At 71.7% G+C, this 22,273-nt stretch carries 24 protein-coding genes; 13 read left to right on the top strand and 11 right to left on the bottom strand.

Annotation, left to right across the window (positions count from 1 at the left end; genetic code table 11):
* Positions 1 to 31: 31 nt before the first annotated feature.
* Both BM028_RS08275 and BM028_RS08270 read left to right on the top strand, forming a co-directional pair.
* Positions 32 to 406 (top strand): ArsR/SmtB family transcription factor, encoded by a 375-nt coding sequence (locus BM028_RS08275; protein ID WP_070418058.1) that lies wholly within the window; start codon positions 32 to 34, stop codon positions 404 to 406.
* A complete protein-coding gene (locus tag BM028_RS08270; RefSeq protein WP_092385887.1) occupies positions 406 to 1,392 on the top strand; it encodes an SRPBCC family protein in 987 nt (328 codons plus the stop codon). The genes BM028_RS08275 and BM028_RS08270 overlap by 1 nt, the downstream gene beginning before the upstream one ends.
* A 64-nt stretch (positions 1,393 to 1,456) precedes the next feature.
* Here the strand turns inward: BM028_RS08270 and BM028_RS08265 are convergent, their stop codons facing one another.
* The 5 genes from BM028_RS08265 to mvk are packed head-to-tail and all read right to left on the bottom strand — an operon-like array spanning position 1,457 to position 6,755.
* Positions 1,457 to 2,614, bottom strand: a complete 1,158-nt coding sequence (locus tag BM028_RS08265; RefSeq protein WP_092385885.1) for a hydroxymethylglutaryl-CoA synthase — start codon at positions 2,612 to 2,614, stop codon at positions 1,457 to 1,459.
* Positions 2,611 to 3,675, bottom strand: coding sequence for a hydroxymethylglutaryl-CoA reductase (locus BM028_RS08260; RefSeq protein WP_070418055.1), 1,065 nt, complete (start codon positions 3,673 to 3,675; stop codon positions 2,611 to 2,613). The genes BM028_RS08265 and BM028_RS08260 overlap by 4 nt, the downstream gene beginning before the upstream one ends.
* The gene (locus BM028_RS08255) at positions 3,668 to 4,750 is read right to left on the bottom strand and encodes a phosphomevalonate kinase (protein WP_070418054.1); all 1,083 of its coding nucleotides are present in this window, start codon (positions 4,748 to 4,750) and stop codon (positions 3,668 to 3,670) included. The genes BM028_RS08260 and BM028_RS08255 overlap by 8 nt, the downstream gene beginning before the upstream one ends.
* On the bottom strand, positions 4,747 to 5,766 hold the full coding sequence (gene mvaD, locus BM028_RS08250) for a diphosphomevalonate decarboxylase (RefSeq protein ID WP_254789485.1): 1,020 nt from the start codon (positions 5,764 to 5,766) through the stop codon (positions 4,747 to 4,749). The genes BM028_RS08255 and mvaD overlap by 4 nt, the downstream gene beginning before the upstream one ends.
* A complete protein-coding gene (gene mvk, locus BM028_RS08245) occupies positions 5,766 to 6,755 on the bottom strand; it encodes a mevalonate kinase (protein WP_083413974.1) in 990 nt (329 codons plus the stop codon). Before mvk ends, mvaD begins: the two co-directional genes overlap by 1 nt.
* A gap of 140 nt (positions 6,756 to 6,895) precedes the next feature.
* Between mvk and BM028_RS08240 the strand changes: the two genes are divergently transcribed.
* The 4 genes from BM028_RS08240 (at position 6,896) to BM028_RS08225 (ending at position 10,651) form a co-directional block, all read left to right on the top strand.
* Positions 6,896 to 8,524, top strand: coding sequence for a DHA2 family efflux MFS transporter permease subunit (locus BM028_RS08240; protein WP_092385883.1), 1,629 nt, complete (start codon positions 6,896 to 6,898; stop codon positions 8,522 to 8,524).
* A gap of 228 nt (positions 8,525 to 8,752) precedes the next feature.
* Positions 8,753 to 9,208: a MarR family winged helix-turn-helix transcriptional regulator gene (locus BM028_RS08235; protein ID WP_175473692.1), complete on the top strand. Its 456-nt coding sequence runs from the start codon at positions 8,753 to 8,755 to the stop codon at positions 9,206 to 9,208.
* A 21-nt stretch (positions 9,209 to 9,229) separates the two neighbouring features.
* Positions 9,230 to 9,652 carry an organic hydroperoxide resistance protein gene (locus BM028_RS08230; RefSeq protein ID WP_022905450.1) on the top strand — a complete coding sequence of 141 codons (423 nt, stop codon included), beginning with the start codon at positions 9,230 to 9,232 and terminating at the stop codon, positions 9,650 to 9,652.
* A 24-nt stretch (positions 9,653 to 9,676) separates the two neighbouring features.
* The gene (locus BM028_RS08225) at positions 9,677 to 10,651 is read left to right on the top strand and encodes a zinc-binding dehydrogenase (protein WP_092386566.1); all 975 of its coding nucleotides are present in this window, start codon (positions 9,677 to 9,679) and stop codon (positions 10,649 to 10,651) included.
* 72 nt (positions 10,652 to 10,723) lie between these two features.
* On the opposite strand, the gene BM028_RS08220 is transcribed toward BM028_RS08225, so the two are convergent.
* Positions 10,724 to 12,181, bottom strand: coding sequence for a sugar porter family MFS transporter (locus BM028_RS08220; RefSeq protein ID WP_092385881.1), 1,458 nt, complete (start codon positions 12,179 to 12,181; stop codon positions 10,724 to 10,726).
* A gap of 129 nt (positions 12,182 to 12,310) precedes the next feature.
* The gene (locus BM028_RS08215) at positions 12,311 to 12,838 is read right to left on the bottom strand and encodes a hypothetical protein (RefSeq protein ID WP_070418049.1); all 528 of its coding nucleotides are present in this window, start codon (positions 12,836 to 12,838) and stop codon (positions 12,311 to 12,313) included.
* Between the two features lie 137 nt (positions 12,839 to 12,975).
* Here BM028_RS08215 and BM028_RS08210 point away from each other — a divergent pair, with 137 nt between their 5' ends.
* Positions 12,976 to 13,536, top strand: a complete 561-nt coding sequence (locus tag BM028_RS08210; protein ID WP_092385879.1) for a DUF937 domain-containing protein — start codon at positions 12,976 to 12,978, stop codon at positions 13,534 to 13,536.
* A gap of 97 nt (positions 13,537 to 13,633) precedes the next feature.
* Here the strand turns inward: BM028_RS08210 and pgi are convergent, their stop codons facing one another.
* The gene (pgi, locus tag BM028_RS08205; protein ID WP_092385877.1) at positions 13,634 to 15,343 is read right to left on the bottom strand and encodes a glucose-6-phosphate isomerase; all 1,710 of its coding nucleotides are present in this window, start codon (positions 15,341 to 15,343) and stop codon (positions 13,634 to 13,636) included.
* A 370-nt stretch (positions 15,344 to 15,713) separates the two neighbouring features.
* Between pgi and BM028_RS08195 the strand changes: the two genes are divergently transcribed.
* Entirely contained in the window at positions 15,714 to 16,298 is a 585-nt protein-coding gene (locus tag BM028_RS08195; RefSeq protein WP_175496028.1) for a hypothetical protein, read from the top strand.
* A gap of 128 nt (positions 16,299 to 16,426) precedes the next feature.
* On the opposite strand, the gene BM028_RS08190 is transcribed toward BM028_RS08195, so the two are convergent.
* The 3 genes from BM028_RS08190 to BM028_RS08180 are packed head-to-tail and all read right to left on the bottom strand — an operon-like array spanning position 16,427 to position 19,181.
* Positions 16,427 to 18,649 carry a heavy metal translocating P-type ATPase gene (locus tag BM028_RS08190; protein ID WP_092385871.1) on the bottom strand — a complete coding sequence of 741 codons (2,223 nt, stop codon included), beginning with the start codon at positions 18,647 to 18,649 and terminating at the stop codon, positions 16,427 to 16,429.
* Positions 18,646 to 18,864, bottom strand: a complete 219-nt coding sequence (locus tag BM028_RS08185) for a heavy-metal-associated domain-containing protein (RefSeq protein WP_092385869.1) — start codon at positions 18,862 to 18,864, stop codon at positions 18,646 to 18,648. Before BM028_RS08185 ends, BM028_RS08190 begins: the two co-directional genes overlap by 4 nt.
* Positions 18,865 to 18,875: 11 nt before the next feature.
* Positions 18,876 to 19,181 carry a metal-sensitive transcriptional regulator gene (locus BM028_RS08180; protein ID WP_139199276.1) on the bottom strand — a complete coding sequence of 102 codons (306 nt, stop codon included), beginning with the start codon at positions 19,179 to 19,181 and terminating at the stop codon, positions 18,876 to 18,878.
* Positions 19,182 to 19,247: 66 nt separating this feature from the next.
* Between BM028_RS08180 and BM028_RS08175 the strand changes: the two genes are divergently transcribed.
* The 5 genes from BM028_RS08175 to BM028_RS08155 all read left to right on the top strand — a co-directional run bounded on the left by BM028_RS08175 (position 19,248) and on the right by BM028_RS08155 (position 22,150).
* Complete coding sequence (locus tag BM028_RS08175; protein WP_070418043.1) at positions 19,248 to 20,435, top strand: helix-turn-helix domain-containing protein; 1,188 nt, start codon at positions 19,248 to 19,250, stop codon at positions 20,433 to 20,435.
* Positions 20,436 to 20,595: 160 nt separating this feature from the next.
* Positions 20,596 to 21,066, top strand: coding sequence for an Asp23/Gls24 family envelope stress response protein (locus tag BM028_RS08170; protein ID WP_092385867.1), 471 nt, complete (start codon positions 20,596 to 20,598; stop codon positions 21,064 to 21,066).
* Positions 21,063 to 21,254 carry a DUF2273 domain-containing protein gene (locus BM028_RS08165; RefSeq protein ID WP_070418041.1) on the top strand — a complete coding sequence of 64 codons (192 nt, stop codon included), beginning with the start codon at positions 21,063 to 21,065 and terminating at the stop codon, positions 21,252 to 21,254. Before BM028_RS08170 ends, BM028_RS08165 begins: the two co-directional genes overlap by 4 nt.
* On the top strand, positions 21,251 to 21,565 hold the full coding sequence (locus BM028_RS08160) for a hypothetical protein (RefSeq protein ID WP_092385865.1): 315 nt from the start codon (positions 21,251 to 21,253) through the stop codon (positions 21,563 to 21,565). The genes BM028_RS08165 and BM028_RS08160 overlap by 4 nt, the downstream gene beginning before the upstream one ends.
* A 9-nt stretch (positions 21,566 to 21,574) precedes the next feature.
* Positions 21,575 to 22,150 (top strand): DUF6286 domain-containing protein, encoded by a 576-nt coding sequence (locus BM028_RS08155; protein WP_092385863.1) that lies wholly within the window; start codon positions 21,575 to 21,577, stop codon positions 22,148 to 22,150.
* Positions 22,151 to 22,273 lie beyond the last annotated feature (123 nt).

The raw sequence follows: 22,273 nt of genomic DNA, 5'->3' as shown, positions 1-22,273 counted from the left end.
GGCGGGCAGGACCGTCGTAACGTACAACCAAATGGTTGCACGAACCGAACTGAGCGATGCCGAGGTCGACCGGGTCTTCCACGCCCTGGCCGATGCGACCAGACGCGACATCGTCCGTCGCACCCTGGTCGGCGAGGCGTCCGTGAGCGCGCTCGCGGACGCCTACGCGATGTCCTTCGCCGCCGTCCAGAAGCACGTCGCCGTCCTCGAAGGAGCAGGACTCGTGACCAAGGAACCCCGGGGCCGCACCCGCATCGTGCGCGCCGAGCCGGGACAGATCGATCGCGTCCGCGGGCTGCTCGACGGCTACGCGGACCTCTGGCGCGGCCGGATCGACCGGCTCGACGCACTGCTGGGAGCAGACCGCGCGCCGCGCGGCGACGACCGAACGCAAGGGAGCCACTGATGCCGACCACGTCCGTCCACACCGACCCCGAGGAGCTCACCATGACCCTCGTGGCCGAGTTCCCCGTCCCCGTCGAACGCCTCTGGGCAGCGTTCGCGGATCCCCGGCAGCTCGAACGCTTCTGGGGCCCGCCCGGGTTCCCCGCCACGTTCACGTCGTTCGACCTCCGTCCCGGCGGCGTCGCCCACTACCGGATGACCTCGCCCGAGAACGAACGGTTCCACGCACTCTGGCAGGTGTCCGAGGTCGACGAACCCCGCCGGATCGCCTTCCGCGACCTGTTCTCCGACGCCGAGGGCACGGTCGACGACTCGCTGCCCGCGAGCGAGACCGTGCTGTCGTTCGACACCGTCGACAGCGGGTCACGGGTGACGGTGCTGACGTCGTTCGCGTCCTCCGCCGACCTCGACGCCATGCTCGAGATGGGCATGCTCGACGGCTACGAGCAGGCGTTCGGGCAGCTCGACACGGTGCTGGCCGACCTCCGCGAGTACGCCCTCGGCCGGGGCACGGTCACCGAGATCGTGGACGACACCCACGTGGTCATCACCCGCGCGTTCGCGGCGCCGCGGCGCCTGCTCTGGCGTGCGCACACGGAGCCGGAGCTGATGCGCCGATGGCTGCTCGGCCCGGACGGGTGGGAGATGACGGTGTGCGAGAACGACCTGGTCGTCGGCGGCTCGTTCCGGCAGGCCTGGGCGCCCGTCGGGGACACCGAGGGCGAGGCGTTCGGGTTCGAGGGCGAGAACCTCGTCATCGAGCCGGAACGCCGCATGGTCACGACCGAACGGATGACCGGTGCGCCGTTCCCGGCCAACGTCAACGACCTGCAGTTCGACGAGGCCGAGGGCGTCACGCTCATGACGCTCCGCATCACCTACCCCGACCGGGAGCAGCGGGACATGATCCTCGCGACCGGCATGACGGACGGCATGGAGACGAGCTACCAGCGTCTGGAACGCGAGGTCCTGTCCACAACGGCGTGAGTCGTGATGGACGGGAGGCGCGGTGCCGGCCGGCACCGCGCCTCCCGTCCGTCAGCCGGTCACGTCAGGGACGCGTCGCCTCGTAGCGGCGTGCGCCGCCGCGGACGCCGGCGAAGCGGTACGGCGCAGCCGTGACCCGCGGACGCTCGACGTCCTCGCTCGTCGCGGCACCCGCGGCGTGCAGCTCGCGGTAGGCGTCGACCGAGAGCGGCACCCGGGCGGCGAGGAGCTCGCGGACCCGACCCACACGGCGGTGCTCGCGGTACGCCGGCTGCACGATGCCGGTGATGAGCTCCCCGACGCTGCCGGACCCGTAGCTGAACAGGCCGATGCGCTCCCCGGCGAGGTCGTCGTCGAGGTCGAGCAGTGCGGCCAGCCCGATCCAGAGCGACGCCGTGTAGGTGTTGCCGGTCTGCTTGTTGTACGTGAACCCGAGGGCGAGCTCGGACTCGTCGAAGGGCACCCCGACGTGCTGCGTGAGCTTCCGGTGCGCCTTGAGCGCCATCTTCGTGAACGGCTGGTGATGGACGAAACGCACGATGTCCTCGTACGCCGGGCCGCCCTGCGCCGCGAGGTCGTCCCACGCCCCGACGAACGCGTGGACGTAGGCGCTCACGGACAGGCGGCCGTCGACGAGTGCGGTGGAGCGGTCGTTCGGCCGCCAGAAGTCGTCGACGTCGGCGGTGAAGACACCCGCGGCCGGCTCGATCTCGATGAGGTCGGGGTCGGCGGCGATCAGGATCGCGGCGGCTCCGGCACCCTGCGTCGGCTCGGCGGCCGTGTCGACGTCGTAGCGCGCGACGTCGGCGGCGATGACGAGCACGCGCTCCCGCGGAGCCCGCGCGACGATGCCGAGGGCGAGCTGGACGGCAGCGGTCCCGCCGTAGCAGGCTTGCTTCAGCTCGACGACGCGGACGTTCTGCGGCAGCCCGAGCAGGCCGTGCACGAACACCCCGGCGGCCTTCGACTGGTCCACCCCGGACTCGGTGGCGAAGAGCACCGTGCGGATGCCGTCGGCACCGTGGCGGTCGATGATCTCCTTCGCGGCGGCGGCGCCCATCGTGACGATGTCCTCGTCGGGAGCGGGCACGCTGAACGCGTCCTGCCCGATGCCGACGTGGTACTTCGCCGGGTCCACCCCGAGGCGCTCGGCGAGGTCGTCGAGCTCGAGCACGTGGTGCCCGGTCGCGACGGCGAGGTCGTGGATGCCGATGCGGGTCACGCTGCACCTCCGGCGGGCTTCGCGCCGCGACGTTCCATCGCGACGTGGGCGGCCATCAGCTCGCCCGGGTTGGTCTGCGCGGCGAGCAGGGAGAGCTCCCCGCACAGGACGGTCGCGGCGCAGAGGGCGGCGAGCCGGCGGGCGTTCGCACCGGGCTCGCGGTCCTCGCGGCAGCCGAGGCGCACGAGGGCGTCCTCGACGACGGGCAGGTCCCCGCCCTTGCCGTTGCCGACCGTGCCGACGATGAGGTGCGGGAGCGAGGTGGCGAAGTACAGGTCGCCGTCGCGGTCCTCGGCGCTCGTGATGCCCTGGGACCCCTCGACGATGTTCGCCGCGTCCTGCCCGGTGGCCAGGTAGAAGCCGAGGAGCATGTTCGCGTAGTGGGCGTTCGCGGAGCGGATGGCCCCGGCGATGGTCGACCCGACGAGGTTCTTCGCGACGTTGAGCTCGGCGATGCGTGCCGCGCTCGACCGGAGCCGCTTCTCGACGACCTCGCCCGGGATGACGATCTCGGCGACGGTGTTCCGGCCGCGTCCGCGGATGCCGTTCACCGCGGTGGCCTTCTTGTCGGTGCAGAAGTTGCCCGAGACGCTGACGTACCGCAGGCCCGGCTCCCACGCGAGGATCGCCGGCAGGAGCTTGTCCGCCGCCTGCGTGACCATGTTGTGCCCGGAGGCGTCGCCGGTGGTGAACGCGAAGCGCAGGAACAGCAGGTCCCCGACGATCTCCGGGTGCACCTCGATGAGCTTCGCGAAGCGGCTCTGGCCGGCGACGATCTGCTCGAGCTCGTCCTGCCGGGCGAGGATGCGCCCGGTCGCGAGGTGTGCCGCGGCCGCGCTGTCGGCACGGACGACGACCGAACGGGTCATGCGCTCGTCCACGACGGTCGCGACGATGCCGCCCTCGACCATGCGCGAGATGCGGGCACCGCGGCCGACGGACGGCCAGAGCGGTGACTCGTACGTGGCGAGCGGCACCTCGTGCTCGCCCTCCACCGCGTTGCCGCTGATGCGGATCGGCCCCACCCACTTCGTGGGGATCGGGGTCAGCAGGTCAGTCATCGACGCTCCCTTCGGGCGCTTGCACCGCGACGCTGAGGTGTCTGATGTCGTGCGCCTCCCAGGCGCGGTGGATGCCGGCGAGGTCGGTGTCCGCCGGGACGAGCGCGATGCCGCAGTCGCCGCCGCCGGCACCGGACGGCTTGGCCGCCCCGCCCGCGGCTTCGACGACGTCGCACAGGGTCGCGAGTCGCTCGGTCTCGATCTGCGAGCCGACCGACGTGCCGAGGCGCTGGAGCAGCCCACGGGCGCGCCGGAGTGCCCCGAGGGTGCGCTCGGCGTCGCCGGTCTGCAGACCGACGGTGAGGTCGTCGACGCAGGTGCGACTCTCGTCGAGGAACGCCTGGTAGCCGCCGTTGCGGTGCCGACGGACGACACCGACGAGCTTCGTGGTCGAGGCCGGCGAACCGGTCCAGCCGACGAGCAGCTCGAGGTTCTCGGGGGCGGGCAGCCGCTGGACGTCGAAGCCCTCCCACGCGTCCGCGTCGCCGAGGATCTCGGTCACGGTGCGGGTGTCGAGCTGCGCCGCGAGCCGTTCGCGGTCCGGTGCGCTGTAGCGGAGCCAGCCGCCGAAGGTGCTCGCGGCGAGGTCCCCGCCGGATGCGCGCGGGTTCACCCGGATCGTGGCGAGCAGGGCGACCTGGAAGCGCTTCCGCTGCGAGAGCCCGAGTCCGTAGAAGCGGTCGAGGGCCCCCACCGTGGCGACGGTCACCGCCGCGGAGGACCCGAGCCCGAATTTCCGGCCGCTCGCGTCGTCGAGCTGGCTGTGGATGCGGAGGTCGTGGAACCGCGGAGCGATGCCCTGCTCGGCGCGGAGCTTCTCGACGAGGTCGATCGTCGCCATCACGTAGTCGTACGGGTGGTGCTCGGTGTCGAGTGCGATGCCGTCCTCGGCGCGGGTCCAGGTGAGCGGGAGGTGTCCGTACTCCTCGGAGTGCACGCTGCCGGCGCCGTGGCCCTCGCGCACGCGCGCGGTGATGGCGCGGTCGAGGGCGATGATGACGGACGGCTGGCCCGGCTCGACGACGGCGTACTCGCCCGCGACGAACAGCTTGCCGTGGGCACGGAACTCGATCACTCGGCGGACTCCTCTGGTCGGACGACACCCGGTGCGGGTGCCTCCGGGTCCTGCGTCGCAGGGACTTCGGAGCCGAGCAGGCGCGCGCCTGGTCCGGTACCGGACTCGATGACGTCGCCGAAGCCCGCGAGCGCGGACGCCACCGCGCCCCGGTCCTCGGGCTTCGTGAGCACGACGACGTTCGGGCCGGCGTCGGCGGTGGCGTACGCCTCGACCCCGGCGGCACGGAGTTCGGCCACGGCGTCGAACACGGCGACGCTGCGGGCGTTGAGGTAGCGGATGGGCGGGAAGGCGCCCTCGATCGTGGCGTGCATGCGGAGGGCGTTGCTCTCGGTCAGCTCGCCGATGCGGGTGAAGTCCCCCGCGGCGCAGGCGGTGAGCATGTCCCCGACGGTCTCGGTGGTCGAGGTGACCCAGGCGGGGTAGAACGGCGACGTCGCGATGGTGCGCCGCATCGCCTCGCGCGAGCCGATCGCCTTCGGGCCGGCGTCGATCGTCACGACGACCATGGCCATCGGCGGCGCGGGGATCGGCTCGGCGTAGGAGCCCTCGTCGTCGCCGGCGTGCCAGACCGCGACGCCACCGGGGATCGACCGGGTGGCCGAACCGGAGCCGCGTCGGGCGAGCCGGGACAGGTCGCGCGCGGAGAGGTCGAGACCGTACGCGGCCGCGGCCGCGGTCGCGAGCGCCGCGAACCCGGAGGCGCTCGAGGCCAGTCCGGCTCCGGTCGGCACGGTGTTCTCGGACACCACCGACGCCCGCGCCGAGGACCCGGCGAGCTCGCGCACGAGGTCGAGGAACTGCGTGACCCGCACGAGCGCCCCGTCGGTCGAGACCGAGCCGTTGAGCGTGAGGGTGTCGTCCGCCGTGTCCCCGACGGTCACCGACGTCGTCGTCGGGAACACGTCGAGTCCCATCGAGACGCTGCCGGTCGCCGGCAGGGCGAGGGAGGCGTCCGCCTTGCCCCAGTACTTGACGAGGGCGATGTTGGGGTGCGCGACGGCGGTGGCGGTCATCAGGCGCGGTCTCCGATCGTGGTGGTCCAGGTGGCTGCGGCACCTGCGCCGCGCAGTGCGGCCGCGATGCGGTCCGCGTGGTCGACGTCCGTGGCGAGCGCGATGACGCACCCGCCGCGGCCCCCGCCCGTGAGCTTCGCGCCGAGGGCGTCGGCCGCACGTGCGGCGCCGACGAGCCGGTCCAGGTCGTCGCTCGACACGTCGAGGTCGCTGAGCAGCTCGTGCGCGGCGTCCATCGTGGCACCGAGCGCCTGTGCGTCGCCGTCCACGAGCGTCGCCCGCGCGCGTCGGGCGAGTGCGCCGATCCGGTCGATCACGGCGCCGGTGCCGTCCGGGTCGGCGTCGTGACGGGCACGGACGGCGGACACCGCCTCGCGCGTGTGGCCGGGGACCCCGGTGTCGGCGACCACGAAGGCGAACCGGGCGCCGAGCTCGACCGGCTCGATGCGGCCGCCCTCGAACCAGACCGGTGCGTCGGCGACGACCCCGCGGGCGTCGAGTCCGGACGGACGGCCGTGGGCGACCCGCTCGCACTCCTGGATGAGTCCGTGGTGCGCCTCGGCGTCGAGCGTCTCGCCGAGTGCGTCCGCGACCGCCGCGGTCACCGCCGCTGCCACCGCCGCGCTCGATCCCATGCCGCGAGCGGTGGGGACCTCGCTGTCGACGCGCACGTGGAAGCGGCGGTCCGTCACGCCGAAGTGCCGCAGCGTGGCGGTGACCGCGGTGACCGTCGGCATCACGGCGGCGGGGGCGAGGTCGAGCGGGCCGGTGTGCACGGTCGACTCGAGGTGGTGTCCCTCAGCGTCGTCGATCGGCGTGACCGTCGCGACCACCACGGCGTCGATGACCGGCAGGACGAGCGCGGGTGCGCCGTAGACCACGGCGTGCTCCCCGATCAGGATCGTCTTGCCGTGGGACGACGCCCTACCGGTGCGGCGGGTGGGGCCGGCTCCAGTGGTCGCTGAGTTGTCGAGGTCGTTGGTGGTCATCGTGGGTCACGTCAGCCTAACCGTCCCGGCCATGCACGCGCTCGACGGTGTCCGTACCCCGCCCGTGAGCGCGCTCCACGAGATCCCCCTCCGAGGCGTACGGTGATCGTCAGCATGCTGACTACCCGAGGAGCCGCCCCGTGAGCACCCACCACACCCCCGACCGCCGACGCTGGGCCGGCCTCGTCGTCATCAGCATCGCCGTCTCGCTCATCATCGTCGACTCGACCATCGTGAACGTCGCGATCCCGAGCATCGTGGCCGACCTCGACATCGGTTCCACCCTGGTGCAGTGGGTGCAGGAGAGCTACACCCTGGTCTTCGCGGCGCTCCTGCTCGTGTTCGGCTCGCTCGCCGACCGCTTCGGCCGACGGCGCCTGCTGATCGTGGGCGTCACGGTGTTCGCGCTCGCCTCGGTCCTCGCCGCACTGGCCCCGACGGGCGACCTGCTCGTGCTCGCCCGCATCGTGCAGGGCGTCGGCGGCGCGATGGTGCTGCCGACGACCCTCTCGCTCGTGAACGCCACCTTCACCGGCCGCGAGCGCGGGATCGCCTTCGCCGTCTGGGGCTCCACGATCGGCGGCATGGTCGCGGTGGGCCCGCTCCTCGGCGGCTGGCTGACGACGGACTTCTCGTGGCGGTGGGCGTTCGGCATCAACGTGCCGCTCGGCATCGCGATCGTCGTCGGCGCGTCCCTGACCGTCCGCGAGTCCCGCGACACCGTGCACGCCGGCCGGATCGACGTCGTCGGCGCCGTCCTCAGCGTCGTGACGAGCGCCTCGCTCGTGTTCGGCCTCATCGAGGGACGCACGTACGGCTGGTGGTCGAACGCCACCCGGCTGACGGTCGGCGACTGGACCTGGCCCGGACCGCTCTCCCCGATCCCGTACGCGTTCGCGCTCTGCGTCGTCGCGGGCGTGGCGTTCGTCCTCTGGACGAGGCGGCGACAGCGCGCGGGCCGCTCCACGCTCATCGCGCTCGACCTCTTCACGATCGGGTCGTTCCGGAACGGGTCGATCGCGGCACTCATCGTGTCGCTCGGCGAGTTCGGCATCATCCTGTCCCTGCCGATCTGGCTGCAGAACGTGCTCGGGTACTCGGCGCTGCAGACCGGGTTCGTCCTGCTCGCCCTGGCCATCGGGTCGTTCGTCGCGAGCGGGTTCGCGGCGACGGCCGGCCAGCGGATCGGCGCGCTGCGGATCGTCCGGATCGGCATCGCCGCGGAGATCGTCGGCGTCGCGGCGATCGGCTTCGTCGTGACCGCGTCGACGCCGTGGTGGGCGATCGTGCCGTGCCTGTTCGTCTACGGGTTCGGTGTCGGGCTCGCGACCGCGCAGCTCACGAGCGTCGTGCTGCGGGACGTCCCGGTCGAGCGCAGCGGCGAGGCCTCCGGCGCCCAGAGCACCGCCCGGCAGATCGGGTCGGCGCTCGGCATCGCGGTGCTCGGCACGGTGCTGTTCACGTCGACCGGCACGCTGCTGCAGCACCGGCTCGAGGACGCCGGGGCCTCGAGCGCGGCCGCGTCACAGATCGCCGACGCCGTGGTCGCGTCCTCCGGCGGGTCGATCGCGGCACTCACCGAGCAGAGTCCGACGGCAGGAGCCGCTGCGGCCGAGGCGTTCAGTGACGGCACGCGCGCGGCCGCCTGGTCGGCCGCGGGCTTCCTGGTGCTCGGCCTCGCGGCGACCCTGCGCCTGCGCAGCCGGCCGGAGGACACCGAGGAGGCCGGACCGGACGCCGCCCCGGCGACCGCCGACGCGACCGACTGACGGACGGGAGGCGCGGGTCGGCCCCGCCCCGCGCCTCCCGTCCGCCGCACCGGGCCCCGCGCCGGGGGCGACGCTCTCGTCCGCGCGGGTCGTGGGCATCGGCGGCGTCCTCGCCGCGGTGGGGACGGCGGTGACCATGGGCGGTCGACCGGGCGTGACCGGGACAGATCGGCAACAGGTGTCCCCGATACTGTTGTGCACAACTGAGTTGCGTGCAATGCTTGTGGCATGCCCGTGACCGACGAGATGGTGTGCTTCTCCCTCTACGCGGCGAGCCGTGCGACCACGCAGGCGTACCGGACCCTGCTGGAACCGTGGGGACTCACCTACCCGCAGTACCTCGTCCTCGTGACGCTGTGGATCGAGGGCGACCAGACCGTCTCCGGTCTCGGCGACCACCTGCAGCTCGACTCCGGCACCCTCTCACCGCTCCTGCGCCGCATGGAGCAGTCGGACCTCGTCCGTCGCGAACGTCGCAGCACCGACGAGCGGGTCGTCACGATCACGCTCGGTGACCGCGGCCGCTCGATCCGCGGCGAACTCGCCCACATCCCGTCGACGATCGCCGCCGGGATGGGCCTGCCCGACGAGCACGCCGCGACGGAACTCATCGCGACGCTGCACCGGCTGACCGAGACCATGCACGCCGCTGCGACGCCGAACCGCGCCGCCGCGGACCACTGACCCCACGAAGGAAGGAACACCATGGAAGCCCTCTACACCGCCGAGGCCCTCTCCACCGGCGCCGGCCGCGACGGCCGCGTCGCCACCAGCGACGGCTCGTTCGCGCTCGACCTCGCGATCCCGAAGGAGATGGGTGGCTCCGGCGCCGGCACCAACCCCGAGCAGCTCTTCGCCGCCGGGTACGCCGCGTGCTTCCACTCGGCACTGCAGGGTGTCGCCCGCAGCCAGAAGGTGAAGATCGCCGACTCCTCCGTCGGTGGCCGCGTGCAGATCGGCCCGAACGGCGAGGGCGGCTACCAGCTGGCCGTGCTGCTCGAGGTCGTCCTGCCCGGGCTCGAGCACGACCAGGCACAGGCCCTCGCGGACGCCGCGCACCAGGTCTGCCCGTACTCGAACGCGACCCGCGGCAACATCGACGTCACCATCACCGTCTCGGAGGACTAGTCCATGAGCACCACCCCCACCACCATGCGCGCCGTCGTCCACGAGACCTTCGCCGAGCCGGCCGAGGTCCTCGGCGTGCAGGAGCGCCCGGTCCCCACCCCCGGCACCGGCGAGGTCCTCGTCCGCACGGTCCTCTCCCCCATCCACAACCACGACCTCTGGACCGTCCGCGGCACCTACGGCTTCAAGCCCGAACTGCCGGCGGCCTCCGGCACCGAGGCGCTCGGCGTGGTCGAGGCCCTCGGCGAGGGCGTCACGAACCTGCAGGTCGGCCAGCGCGTCGCCGGCGGGGCGTTCGGCGTCTGGGCCGAGTACTACACCGCGAACGCCGCCGGGCTCGTCCCGGTGCCCGACGCGATGCCCGACGAGGCCGCGGCCCAGCTCGTCTCGATGCCGTTCAGCGCGATCAGCCTGCTGCACTCGCTCGACCTGCACGAGGGTGACTGGCTGATCCAGAACGCCGCGAACGGTGCGGTCGGCCGCATGGTCGCCCAGCTCGGCGCCGCGCGTGGCATCAACGTCATCGGGCTCGTCCGCCGCGCCGCCGGCGTCGAGGAGCTCCGCGAGCAGGGCATCGAGCGCATCGTCACCACCGACGCGGACGACTGGAAGGACCAGGTCGCCGCGATCACCGGCGGTGCGCCGATCGTCGCGGGCGTCGAGTCCGTCGGTGGCAAGGCCGCCGGCGACATCGCGAGCGTCCTCGGCGAGAACGCCACCCTCGTCGTGTTCGGCGCGATGGCCTCCCCCACGCTCGAGATCCCGTCCGGCAAGGTCATCTTCGGCCAGCTCACGGTGAAGGGCTTCTGGGGCAGTGTCGTGAGCAAGACGATGCCGGCCGAGACGAAGGGGCAGCTCTTCGGCGAGCTCATCACCCGCGTGCTCGACGGTTCGCTGACGCTCCCCGTCGCGGAGACGTTCGCCTTCGAGGACGTCCGCGACGCGGTCCGTGCCTCGGACACCGCCGGCCGCGTCGGCAAGGTGCTCCTGCGCCCGTAGACGCGACATCGCAACGGACTGGAGGCGCGGTGCCAGCTGGCACCGCGCCTCCAGTCCGTTGTGGTGGTCTGTCTACCGCCGTGCCTGCTTCGCGGGGACGGTGAAGATGTTGCCGGTGGTGACGCCCTCCTCGACCTCTTCGAGGGTGCGACCGCGGCTCTCCGGGACGAACTTCCAGATGAAGAGCAGGGCGAGCACGCCGACGATCGCGAAACCGAAGAAGGTCCCGGTGATGCCGGTCGCGGCGACGATCGTCGGGAAGTACAGCCCGAGGAACGCGTTCGCGATCCAGAGGCAGAACACCGCGATGCCCATGCCGAGCGCACGGATCTGCGTCGGGAAGATCTCGGACAGGATCACCCACGTGGCGATGTTGAGGAACGTCTGCATCGAACCCACGAACGCGACGACGAGGAACAGGATGACCCACGGGCGGGCCGGGTTGCCCTCGACGAGCGTCATCGACGCGATGCCGATGAGGAAGTGGCAGACCGTCGTCAGCGAGTAGCCCAGGATGAGCGTCGTGCGCCGGTTGATCTTCTCCATGTTGTAGATCGCGATCACGCCACCGATGACGGCGATGATCCCGGGGGCGATGTTCGCGATGAGTGCCGCCGACTGCTGGAAGCCCGACTCGATGAGCACGGTCTGGCCGTAGTACATGATCGAGTTGATGCCGGTGAGCTGCTGGGCGACACCGATGCCGGCGCCGATGAGCACGATGCGGATCAGCCACTTGTTGCCGAGCAGCGTGCGCCAGCCACTCTGCTGCTGGACCTTCGACTCGAACTCGTTCGAGCGCTTGATGTCCTCGAGCTCGGCCTCGGCACGTTCCTTCGAGCGGATCTGGCCGAGGACCTCGAGCGCCTCGTCGTTGCGGCCCTTCGACGCGAGCCAGCGCGGCGACTCGGGGACGCGCAGCATGCCGACGAACAGCGCGATCGCGGGGAGCGCGCAGACGGCGAGCATGACGCGCCAGACACCGTTGCCCTCACCCCAGAGGTTGCCGATGATCGCGTTCACGACGAAGGCGGCGAGCTGCCCGATGACGATCATGAGCTCGTTGCGGCCGGAGAGCGACCCGCGGATCTCGTACGGGGCGAGTTCGGCGAGGAACACCGGGACGACCGTGGACGCACCGCCGACCGCCAGACCGAGCAGGACGCGGCCGACCACCATCACGCCGAACACCGGCGCGAAGACGCAGATCAGCGTGCCGACGAAGAACGTGACCGCGAGCAGGATGATCGTCTTGCGGCGGCCCCAGCCGTCCGCGATCCGGCCGCCGAGCATGGCGCCGACCGCGGCACCGAAGAGGAGCGAGCTCGTGACGACGCCCTCGGTGAGGTTCGTCAGGCCGAGCTCCTGCTTCATCGGCAGGAGCGCGCCGTTGATCACGCCGGTGTCGTAGCCGAAGAGCAGCCCGCCGAAGGTGGCGACGAGCGCGAGGACGCCGAGGCGGCGGACGTGTGGCCCCTGTCCGACGGGCGGGAGCGGGACGCTCGGGGCTGTCGGTTTGATGTCGACCATGCGGGTGACTCCTTCGTCAGTGATCAGGCTGCATCGCTTGGAAGGATCGTAACCCGAATCCATGTCCTGTCAATCGGTCATGAAGACAACATGGCGATTGGATCGCTCCACGAAAGTCCTGGTCAGCGATCATTCGTCGTCGTCGGCCGGCTCGTCGAGCACGTCCCCCAACGACGCCATGTCCGCACCGTGGTCCGTGTAGCGCCGGACCGTCCGTCGCGCCGCGGCGCTCGCGGCACCCGAGAGCCGTGGGTTCTTCCGTGCGGCGTCGGCGACTCGTCCGGCGTGCCCCGCGGTCGACAGCAGGATGTTCGCCAGGGCCCGCGCGTCACCCGGTTCCGGCACGCCCGTGACCGTCCACGCCGTGCGGACCTGTTCGTCGGGCGTGACCCCGCGCCGCGTGCCCATCCGGTGCCAGTCCGAGAGCGAGCCCTCGGTCCGGGAGGCGGCACGGTCGGCCTCTCCCGCCCGCCGACGGTCGGCGTCACGCGCGGCGTCGTCCGCGGCTTCGCTCCGCTCGATCCGGTCGACGAGCCCGTCCGCCCGCTTCCGGACGAGTTCGGCCCGTTCGCGTGCGGCGGCGTCGTCACCGCCGGCTTCGGCGATGCGGGCGGCGTGCGCGGCAGCCGCCGCGGCGAGGATCTCCGAACGCTCCATGCTCCGACGGTAACCCGTGCAGCCGACAGCGCCGCACACGAACCGCGCGCACGGGTTCCGGATAGCCTCCAGCCAGCAGCGGCACCTCGTGCGCTCCCGCACGGTCAGCCGACGACCACGAACGGAAGTGGACGACCATGGCAGGACTCGACGACCTCCTCGGGGCGATCCCGATCGGCGACATCGCGAAGAAGCTCGGCATCGACGAGGCGACCGCGAGGAACGCCGTCAGCCAGGCGGTCCCGGCGCTCGTCGGTGGGCTGCAGAAGAACGTGGAGAACGGTGGCGCGGCCTCGCTCGACAGGGCCCTCGACAAGCACGCCGCGAAGCCGGACCCCAGCACGATCGACGACGTCGACGAGGAGGACGGCAACAAGATCGTCGCCAACGTCTTCGGCGGCAAGCAGCAGGACGTGGCGGCGGCGCTCGGCAGCACCGGCGGCGGCGTGGACCTCGGCGGGATCATCGGCAAGGTGCTCCCGCTCGTCGCGCCGATCGTGTTGAGCAAGCTCGGGAACCAGAAGGCGGCGACGCAGTCGGGCGGTGGCGGGTTCGACATCGGCGGGCTGCTCGGGGGCTTCCTCGGCGGCGGATCCGGTGCGGCCGGCGGGGCGGGCGGCGGCAAGGGTGGCGGCGGCCTCGACGTCGGCGGCATCCTCGGCAGCCTGGGCGGCCTGCTCGGCGGCGGCAAGAAGTAGCGCGGCCGCGACGGCCGCCGGCCGCAGGGCGACCAGCAGACGGACGGGAGGCGCGGTGCCAGCCGGCACCGCGCCTCCAGTCGGTCAGGTGCGTGCGTTACTCGCCGCGCAGCTCCAGGTACTTGGCGATGAGCGCCTTCGTCGAGGAGTCCTGCGCGTCCAGCGCAGCCTGGTCGCCGTCGACCGCCGGGGCGATCTGCAGCGCCAGCTGCTTGCCGAGCTCGACGCCCCACTGGTCGAACGAGTCGATGCCCCAGATGGTGCCCTCGGTGAACACGATGTGCTCGTACAGCGCGATGAGCTGGCCGAGGACGCTCGGGGTGAGCTCCGGCGCGAGGATCGACGTCGACGGCTTGTTGCCCGTGAACGTGCGGGCGGAGACGATTGCCTCGTCCGTGGTGCCCTCGGCGCGGACCTCGTCCGCGGTCTTGCCGAACGCGAGCGCCTTCGTCTGCGCGAAGAAGTTCGCGAGGAACAGCGCGTGCACGTCCTGCCCTGGCTGTACGGCCTTGCCGTCGCCGGTCTCGTCCTTGAGCGGACGAGCGGGCTTCGCGACCGTGATGAAGTCCGTCGGGATGAGTCGCGTGCCCTGGTGGATGAGCTGGTAGAACGCGTGCTGGCCGTTCGTGCCCGGCTCGCCCCAGAAGACCTCGCCGGTTTCCGTGGTGACGGGCGAGCCGTCCCAGCGGACGCGCTTGCCGTTCGACTCCATGGTGAGCTGCTGCAGGTACGCGGCGAAGCGGTGCAGGTACTGCGTGTACGGCAGGACCGCGTGGCTCTGCGCGCCGAGGAAGTTCGAGTACCAGACGTTGAGCAGGCCCATCAGGACGGGGACGTTCTGCTCGAGCGGCGTCGCGCGGACGTGCTCGTCGATGGCGTGGAAGCCCGCGAGGAACTGCTCCCAGTTCTCCGGGCCGATCGCGATCACGACGCTCGTGCCGATGGCGGAGTCGACCGAGTACCGGCCGCCCACCCAGTCCCAGAAGCCGAAGGCGTTCTCCGGGTCGATGCCGAACGCGGCGACCTTGTCGAGCGCGGTCGAGACGGCCACGAAGTGCTTCGCGACGGCGTTCGACTTCTCGTCGTCGGAGGCGTCGGTGAGTCCGAGCCGCTCCCAGAGCCACTGCCGCGCGAGGCGGGCGTTCGTCAGGGTCTCGAGCGTGCCGAAGGTCTTCGACGCGACGATGAAGAGCGTGGTCTCGGGGTCGAGGTCCGCGGTCTTCTCGTAGATGTCCGCGGGGTCGATGTTCGAGACGAAGCGCGCCTCGAGCCCGGGCTGCACGTACGGCTTCAGGGCTTCGTAGACCATGACCGGGCCGAGGTCCGAGCCACCGATGCCGATGTTCACGACGGTCTCGATGCGCTTGCCGGTGACACCGGTCCAGGACCCGTCGCGGACCTTCGTGGCGAAGGCGTAGACCTTGTCGAGCGTGGCGTGCACGTCGGCGTCGACGTCCTGGCCGTCCACGACGAGCGCCGGCGAGGCACCCTTCGGGCGGCGGAGGGCGGTGTGCAGGACGGCGCGGTCCTCGGTGGCGTTGATGTGCTCACCGGCGAGCATCGCCTGGAAGCGCTCGGCGACGCCGGTGTCCTTCGCGACCTGCAGCAGGTCCTGGAGGATCTCGTCGGTGACGAGGCCCTTCGACAGGTCCACGGTCAGGTCGGCGGCCTGGAACGTGTAGCGCTCGGCACGACCGGGGTCGGTGTCGAACCACCCTCGCAGGTCCGGGGTGAAGCCGTCGGCGATGCCGGCGAGCTTCTTCCAGCCGTCGGTCGATGTGGGGTCGACGGGAGCGGATTCGGTCACTTGGGTCCTCCTGGGATCACCTTCAAGACGTACAAGCCCGCGGGTCACCGCAGCGCTGCGTCGCGGACCGTCTTCGAGCGTAGCGCCGTCCGACGGGTGGCGCGCACCGCCGGACGGGAGGCACGGGGTGCGTTCGCTGCGCGCGTCACCGAACCAGCGTGGCGAGTGCGTCCGCGACGGCTCCGGTCGGTGCGGCGCGCCAAGCGCGTCCGGCCCACAGGTGGAGCCGCTCGGCGGCGCGAGTCGTACACGAGGGCCCGGCAGCTCCGAGGGCTCCTGGCAGCTGCACCATGCCCCCATCCTGCCCGAACCGCATCGGCGAAATACCGGTGATGTCGTCCACCCGGTCCAGCCGTGCAATCGTGGCCGGATGCCGGGGAGTGACGTGGAGCTGCACGCCTGGATCGATGAGAGTGCCCGCGTCGCGAACGCCGAACCCCCTGCGTACTTCCTCGGCGGCGTCGTCGCCGCTCCTGGAGCGAGCGAAGCACACCGTGACGCCCTACGGCCACTCCAGAACACGCGCCGGAAGTTGCACTGGCGGGACATCGACGGACCACACCGGCGGCGCGTGATCTCCGTCATCAAGGGGTTCGACGTCCAGCACGTGGTGGTGGTCGGGACGCCGATGGACTCGAAGCGACAAGAACGAGCCCGCGCGCTGTGTCTCGAGCGGCTGGCGTGGGAGCTCTGCGAACGGCACCACGTGATCCACACGACGCTGGAGGCACGCACGCCCTCGTTGATGCAGCGCGACCGCCGCACCATCGATGCGCTGCGCGGTCGCGGCGGCCTGCCGAAGGGCATGCGCGTCGACCACGGCAATCCACTCGACGAGCCCATGCTGTGGATCGCCGACCAGATCGTCGGCGCGGTGGGCGACGCGCACACCGGGGACGGCCGATGGCTGCAGGCACTCACGAACGCGGTCGAACTCATCCGCATCGAGCTCTGAACAGCGCGAAAGCCGGGTCCCGTCAAAGGGCGGGGATCCCGGCTTCTACTTCCACATCCCCCAGCGGGGGCGGGCAGATTCATGGTACACCGAGCCGCGGGCCCCGCGCGGGACCCGCGGCGCGGTTGTCAGGGCAGCGGGGTGAAGCGGCGCAGGCGCAGGCTGTTCGTCACGACGAACACCGACGAGAACGCCATCGCGGCACCGGCGAGCACCGGGTTGAGCAGCCCCGCCATCGCGAGCGGGATCGCCGCCACGTTGTACGCGAACGCCCAGAACAGGTTCCCCTTGATCGTGCGCAGGGTGGCCCGGGACAGCCGGATCGCCTCGGCGACGACCGTCAGGCGGCCGCTGACCACCGTGATGTCGCTCGCTGCGATCGCCGCGTCCGTGCCGGCCCCCATCGCGATGCCGAGGTCGGCAGCGGCGAGGGCTGCGGCGTCGTTCACGCCGTCGCCGACCATCGCCACGCTGCGCCCCTCGGCCTGCAGGCGACGGACGGTCTCGAGCTTCGAGGCCGGGGTGGCGCGGGCGTGCACCTCGTCGATCCCGACCGCGGCGGCGACGGCACGGGCAGCGCCCTCGTTGTCGCCGGTGAGCAGCACCGGGTGCAGGCCGAGCTCCACGAAGCGCCGGACGGCGTCCGCCGCCTCGGGCTTGACCGTGTCCGCGACGACGACCACGCCGAGCGCGCGTCCGTCCGACGCGACGACGACCGCCGTGCCGCCGTCCGCCTCGGCGTCCCGGACCGTCTGCGCCACGGCGTCGGGCACCGTGATCGCCCACGACGCCTCGAGCCACGCGACGGTCCCGACGAGCACGACCTCGCCGTCGACGACCGCCTGGACGCCGGCGCCGGGCGTCGCGGTGAACTGCGTCGCACCGGCGACGTCGAGTCCGCGGGCCCGTGCGGCCGTGACGATCGCGCGCGCGACCGGGTGCTCGGAGCCGTCCTCGACCGCGGCGGCGAGACGGAGGACCGCCGCGTCGTCGGTGTCCGGCGTGCCGGTGACCGAGCGGAGGGCCATCGACCCCGTGGTGACGGTGCCGGTCTTGTCGAGGACGATCGTGTCGACGCCGCGGGTCTGTTCGAGGACCTGCGGACCGCCGATGAGGATCCCGAGCTGCGATCCCCGGCCGGTCCCGACGAGCAACGCGGTCGGGGTCGCGAGTCCGAGCGCGCAGGGGCAGGCGATGATGAGCGTGGCCACCGCCGCGGTGAAGGCCGCCGTCAGGGAGCCGCCGAGGACGAGCCACCCGACGAAGGCCAGCACCGCGAGCCCGATGACGATCGGGACGAAGACGCCGGACACCCGGTCGGCGAGGCGCTGGACCTCGGCCTTCCCGGTCTGCGCGTCCTCGATGAGACGGCCCATGCGGGCGAGTTCGGTGTCGGCTCCGACCCGGGTGATCGTGACGACGAGCCGCCCGCCGACGTTGATCGTGGCGCCGGTGACGTCGTCGCCCGGGCGGACCTCGACCGGCACGGACTCGCCGGTGAGCATGCTGAGGTCGACGGCCGATGAGCCCTCGCGCACGGTGCCGTCGCTCGGGATCCGCTCCCCCGGCCGCACGACGACCACGTCGCCGACGACGAGCGAGGCGGCGGGCACGCGGGACTCGGACCCGTCGCGGAGCACCGTCGCGTCCTTCGCCCCGAGTTCGAGCAGGGCGCGGAGCGCGGCCCCGGACTGCTGCTTCGCGCGGGCCTCCATGTACCGCCCGGCGAGGATGAACACGGTCACGGCGGACGCGACCTCGAGGTACAGGTCACTCGCCTCGGGGTCGGTGGCGAACCACGAGAAGGTCATGTGCATGCCGGGCATCCCGGCGTCACCGAGGAACAGCGCGTACAGCGACCACCCGAACGCCGCGAGGACGCCGACGCTCACGAGGGTGTCCATCGTCGCGGCACCGTGCCGGGCGTTCACCCACGCAGCGCGGTGGAAGGGCAGGGCACCCCAGACGGCCACGGGGGCGGCGAGTGCGAGGGCCAGCCACTGCCAGTTCGGGAACTGCAGCACGGGCACCATCGACAGGACGACGACGGGGACGGCGAGGACGGCCGAGACGACCAGGCGCTGCCGGAGCGCCGCGGACGCGTCGTCCTCGCGCGGAGCGGTGGGGTCGTCCGGTGCGGGCGGGGTGGGCACGGACGCCCCGTACCCCGCCGACTCCACGGCCGCGATGAGCGCGCCGGTGTCCGAGCTGCCGGAGACCGTGGCCTTCTCGGTCGCGTAGTTCACGGTCGCCGTGACGCCGGGGAGCTTGCCGAGCTTCCGTTCGATGCGGTTCGCGCACGAGGCGCACGTCATCCCCGTGATGTCGAGTTCGACCGCGCCGTCCGTCACGACCGCACGACCTCGTAGCCGGCCTCGGTGACCGCGGCGCGGAGCGCATCGGACGGCATCGGGGCGTCGGACGTCACCGTGACCTCGGAGGCACCGCCGGGGACGAGTCGCACCCGGACGTCGGACACGCCGTCGAGCTCGGTGAGCTCCTCGGTGACGCTCATCACGCAGTGGTCGCAGGTCATGCCCTCGACGAGCAGCAGTTCGGTGTTCATGGTGGTTCCCTTCAGGAGCGGACGAGTCGGGCGATGGCCTCGCTGGCTTCGCGGACCTTGGCGTCGGCGGCCTCGCCGCCCTCGGCGACGGCCTCGGCGACGCAGTGCTTGAGGTGGTCCTCGAGCAGCGACAGGGCGACACGCTCGAGCGCCCGGTTCGCTGCGGAGATCTGGGTGAGGACGTCGATGCAGTACGTCTCGTCCTCGACCATGCGGGCGATGCCGCGGACCTGACCCTCGGCTCGGCGGAGTCGCTTGAGCAGGTCGTCCTTGTCGCCGATGTAGCCGACGTGTTCGTGCATGCTGGCCTCCGTCATGGTCAATACGGTACCCCCCTAGGGTATTCCCTGACGCCGAACGCGCAACCATGGCAGGATGCGCCCATGACCGAGGCGGCGACGAACGGCTTCCGCAGGCTGCGGTTCGCGGACGCCGACGGCTCGGACTACTCCGACATCTTCGAGGCCGAGTACCACGGCTCGGACTTCGCCTCCGACACGTTCGCGACCGAGGACGCCCGCTACGAGTACACGGTCGTGGGCGACGACGACCTGACGCTCCGCACGATGCGCGCCGAGGGCGGGAAGCGCGGTGGCGTCATCGGCCCGCGGGACGACCACGTCGTGTTCTGGCTCACCAGGGGCCAGCTCGAGATGCACTTCGCGGACCGCTCCCGCGTGGTGGAGCCCGGGAGCCCGTACATCGCCTCGGCGTCCGAGGCCTACCGCTTCGAGTCCACGGGCACGGTCTACAACGGCGTGCACATCGCCGACCGGTTCCTCCGCACGGTCGGGCGGGACCTCGGCTTCGCCCTCCCCGACGGGCCGCTCCTGTTCGAGCAGCAGGACGAGGCCGTCGCGCGCCAGGAGCCCCTCCGCCACCTCGTCCGCGAGATCGGCCCGATGCTCGTCGACGACCGCGTGCTCGGACCGATGCGGACGGCCCTGAACCGGCGGCTCGCCGTCGTCGTCCTCGACACCTTCCCGATCCGGAACCGCGGATCGGACGTCCCGGTGGCGAACCGCCTGCGGGACGCGGTGCGGTTCATCGAGGAGCACGCCGCCGAACGTCCCTCGGTCCCCGAGATCGCCGCCGCGTGCGGGCTCAGCCAGCGGGGGCTGCAGGACGTCTTCGCGCGGACGCTCGACTCGACCCCGCACCGGTTCCTCCGCGACCACCGGCTCGACCGCGTCCGACGCGAGCTCCTGCACTCGGACGGCGACGAGAGCGTCACCGAGATCGCCCGACGCTGGGGCTTCACGAACCACGGCCGCCTCGCCGGCGCGTACCGCGACCGGTACGGCGAGGACCCCGCCACGACGCTCCGCTCGTCGCGCGCCGCCAAGCCGGGCCGCGCCTCCTGGCGGCTCCGCCGAGCCGTCGAGTTCATCGAGTCGCACCCCGACGAACCGGTGACACTGCAGGCGATCGCGGACGCGGCGGGCGTGCGTCCGCGCCGGCTCCAGCAGCTCTTCCTGGAGGAACGGGGCGAGTCCCCGATGGCGGCCGTGCGGTCGATCCGTGGTGCTGCAGGACGCAACCAGACGGACGGAATCAGCGCAGTCCGCTGAACGTCCCACCAGCCGGGGTACGGAAACACTGGCATCCGGCGGTGTCTCTGAAAAGTTCCTGAATCCGATCACCTCCGTGTGACGAACGTCTGGTGGGCCCCGTCTCATCCGTGAACAGCAACCGCTGGGAACGCCCGGCGGGTCTACGGAAGGAACGAACATGGCTGACACCACGACCACCACGACTGCTTCGGCTGCGACGGCTTCGGCGGTCGCTCGGAACACGGGCACCCACACCGGCGGCGTCACGGGCAAGACCGTCATCGACGACACGGTCGTGTCGAAGGTCGCCGGGATCGCTGCGCGTGAGGTGAACGGGGTGCACTCCCTCGGCAACGGTGCCGCGCGTGCGATCGGTGCGATCCGTGACGCGATCGGGCAGCGTGACTTCGGTCAGGGCGTCAAGGTCGAGGTCGGCGAGAAGCAGGTCGCCGCGGACATCGTGATCGTCGCGGAGTACCCCGTCGCCCTGCAGCAGGTCGCTGACGGTGTCCGCGCCGGTGTCGCTCGTGCGCTGGAGCAGATCGTGGGCATGGAGGTCGCCGAGGTGAACGTGACCGTGCAGGACGTGTTCATCCCGGGTGACGACGACGACAAGGACGACGAGAAGAAGGAAGCGCGAGTCGCATGAGCAACACACTGATCGGAGCCCTCATCGGGGCGATCCTCGCCGTCGTGGCGTTGCAGTTCGGGTTCTGGGGCTTCGTGCTCGTGGTCGTGTTCGGTGCCGTCGGGGCTCTCGTGGCCGCGCTGGTCACCGGCCGCATCGACCGGGGTGCCCTCGCCGACGTGCTGACCGGACGCCGGAGCTCCCGGTGAACGCCGGCCCGGACGTCCCGGGCCGTGTCGAGATCACCGCTCGCGCACTGACCTCGCTGGCGCGGGCCGTCGCAGCCGAACGGCTCGGCGCCCCCGCCAAGCGGGTGCGCGTCGGTCTCGGCGACACCTCCGGCGCGCTCGCGCTCGACATCACCGGACCCATCGCCGCGGGCGACGACATCGTCACCCGCACCGCCCGGGTCGCGGACGAGGTCAAGGGCCGTGTCGGGGAACTCACCGGCCGCCGCGTCGGTAGTGCCCACATCGAACTCACCGGGATCGTGCGCGAGCACCAGTCCCGGATCGCCTAGGAGGCCATCATGAGCAACGGTTCCGTCGAACGACGCATCCGTCGCCGGAGCGTGCACCGCTCCCGCTCGACCGCCGTGGCGGTGTCGCTCGTGGTGCTCGCCCTGGTCGCTGCGTGGATCGGCACCGAAGCGGTCCTCGCCGCCATCGGCCGGCCCCCGCTGCTCGCCGACCCGCAGACCGTCGTCGACGCCGCGCTCCGCCCGGACGCCGCGTTCGTCACGATCGCGGAGGTCATCGCCGTGGTCCTTCTGGTCCTCGGTGTGGTCCTGATCGTCCTGGCCCTGAAGCCCGGCCGGCAGCACCGCTCCGTCATCGACCACGACCGTGGTGCCGTCGTCATCGACACCCGCATCCTCGCCTCCACCGCCGCGAACGCCGCCGGGATGGCCGCCGGTGTTCCGGAGGGCAACGCGTCCGCGACCGCCCGCGGACGCTCCACCACGGTCCGGGTGGTGCCCGTCAGCGGGATCCCCGTCGACGACGCGGTCATCCGCGACGCCGTCCGGGACCGCCTGTCGGGGTTGGACGAACGTTTCGGCCGACGTGTCAGCGTCACGGTCGAGGAGAAGGGAACCCTCGCATGACCCGGAGCAACCGGACCCTGAACCGGATCATCCTGTTCGTCCTCGGCCTCGTCGCGGTCATCGTCGGCATCACCATCGGCGCGGGCGTCCTGCCCGCCGTCCGCGACGCCGTCGAACCCTACG

The organism is Curtobacterium sp. YR515, assembly GCF_900113095.1.
Classification (GTDB): domain Bacteria; phylum Actinomycetota; class Actinomycetes; order Actinomycetales; family Microbacteriaceae; genus Curtobacterium.
The sequence above is the reverse complement of the archived record's forward strand: the minus strand, read 5'-3'. Positions and strand labels throughout refer to the sequence as shown.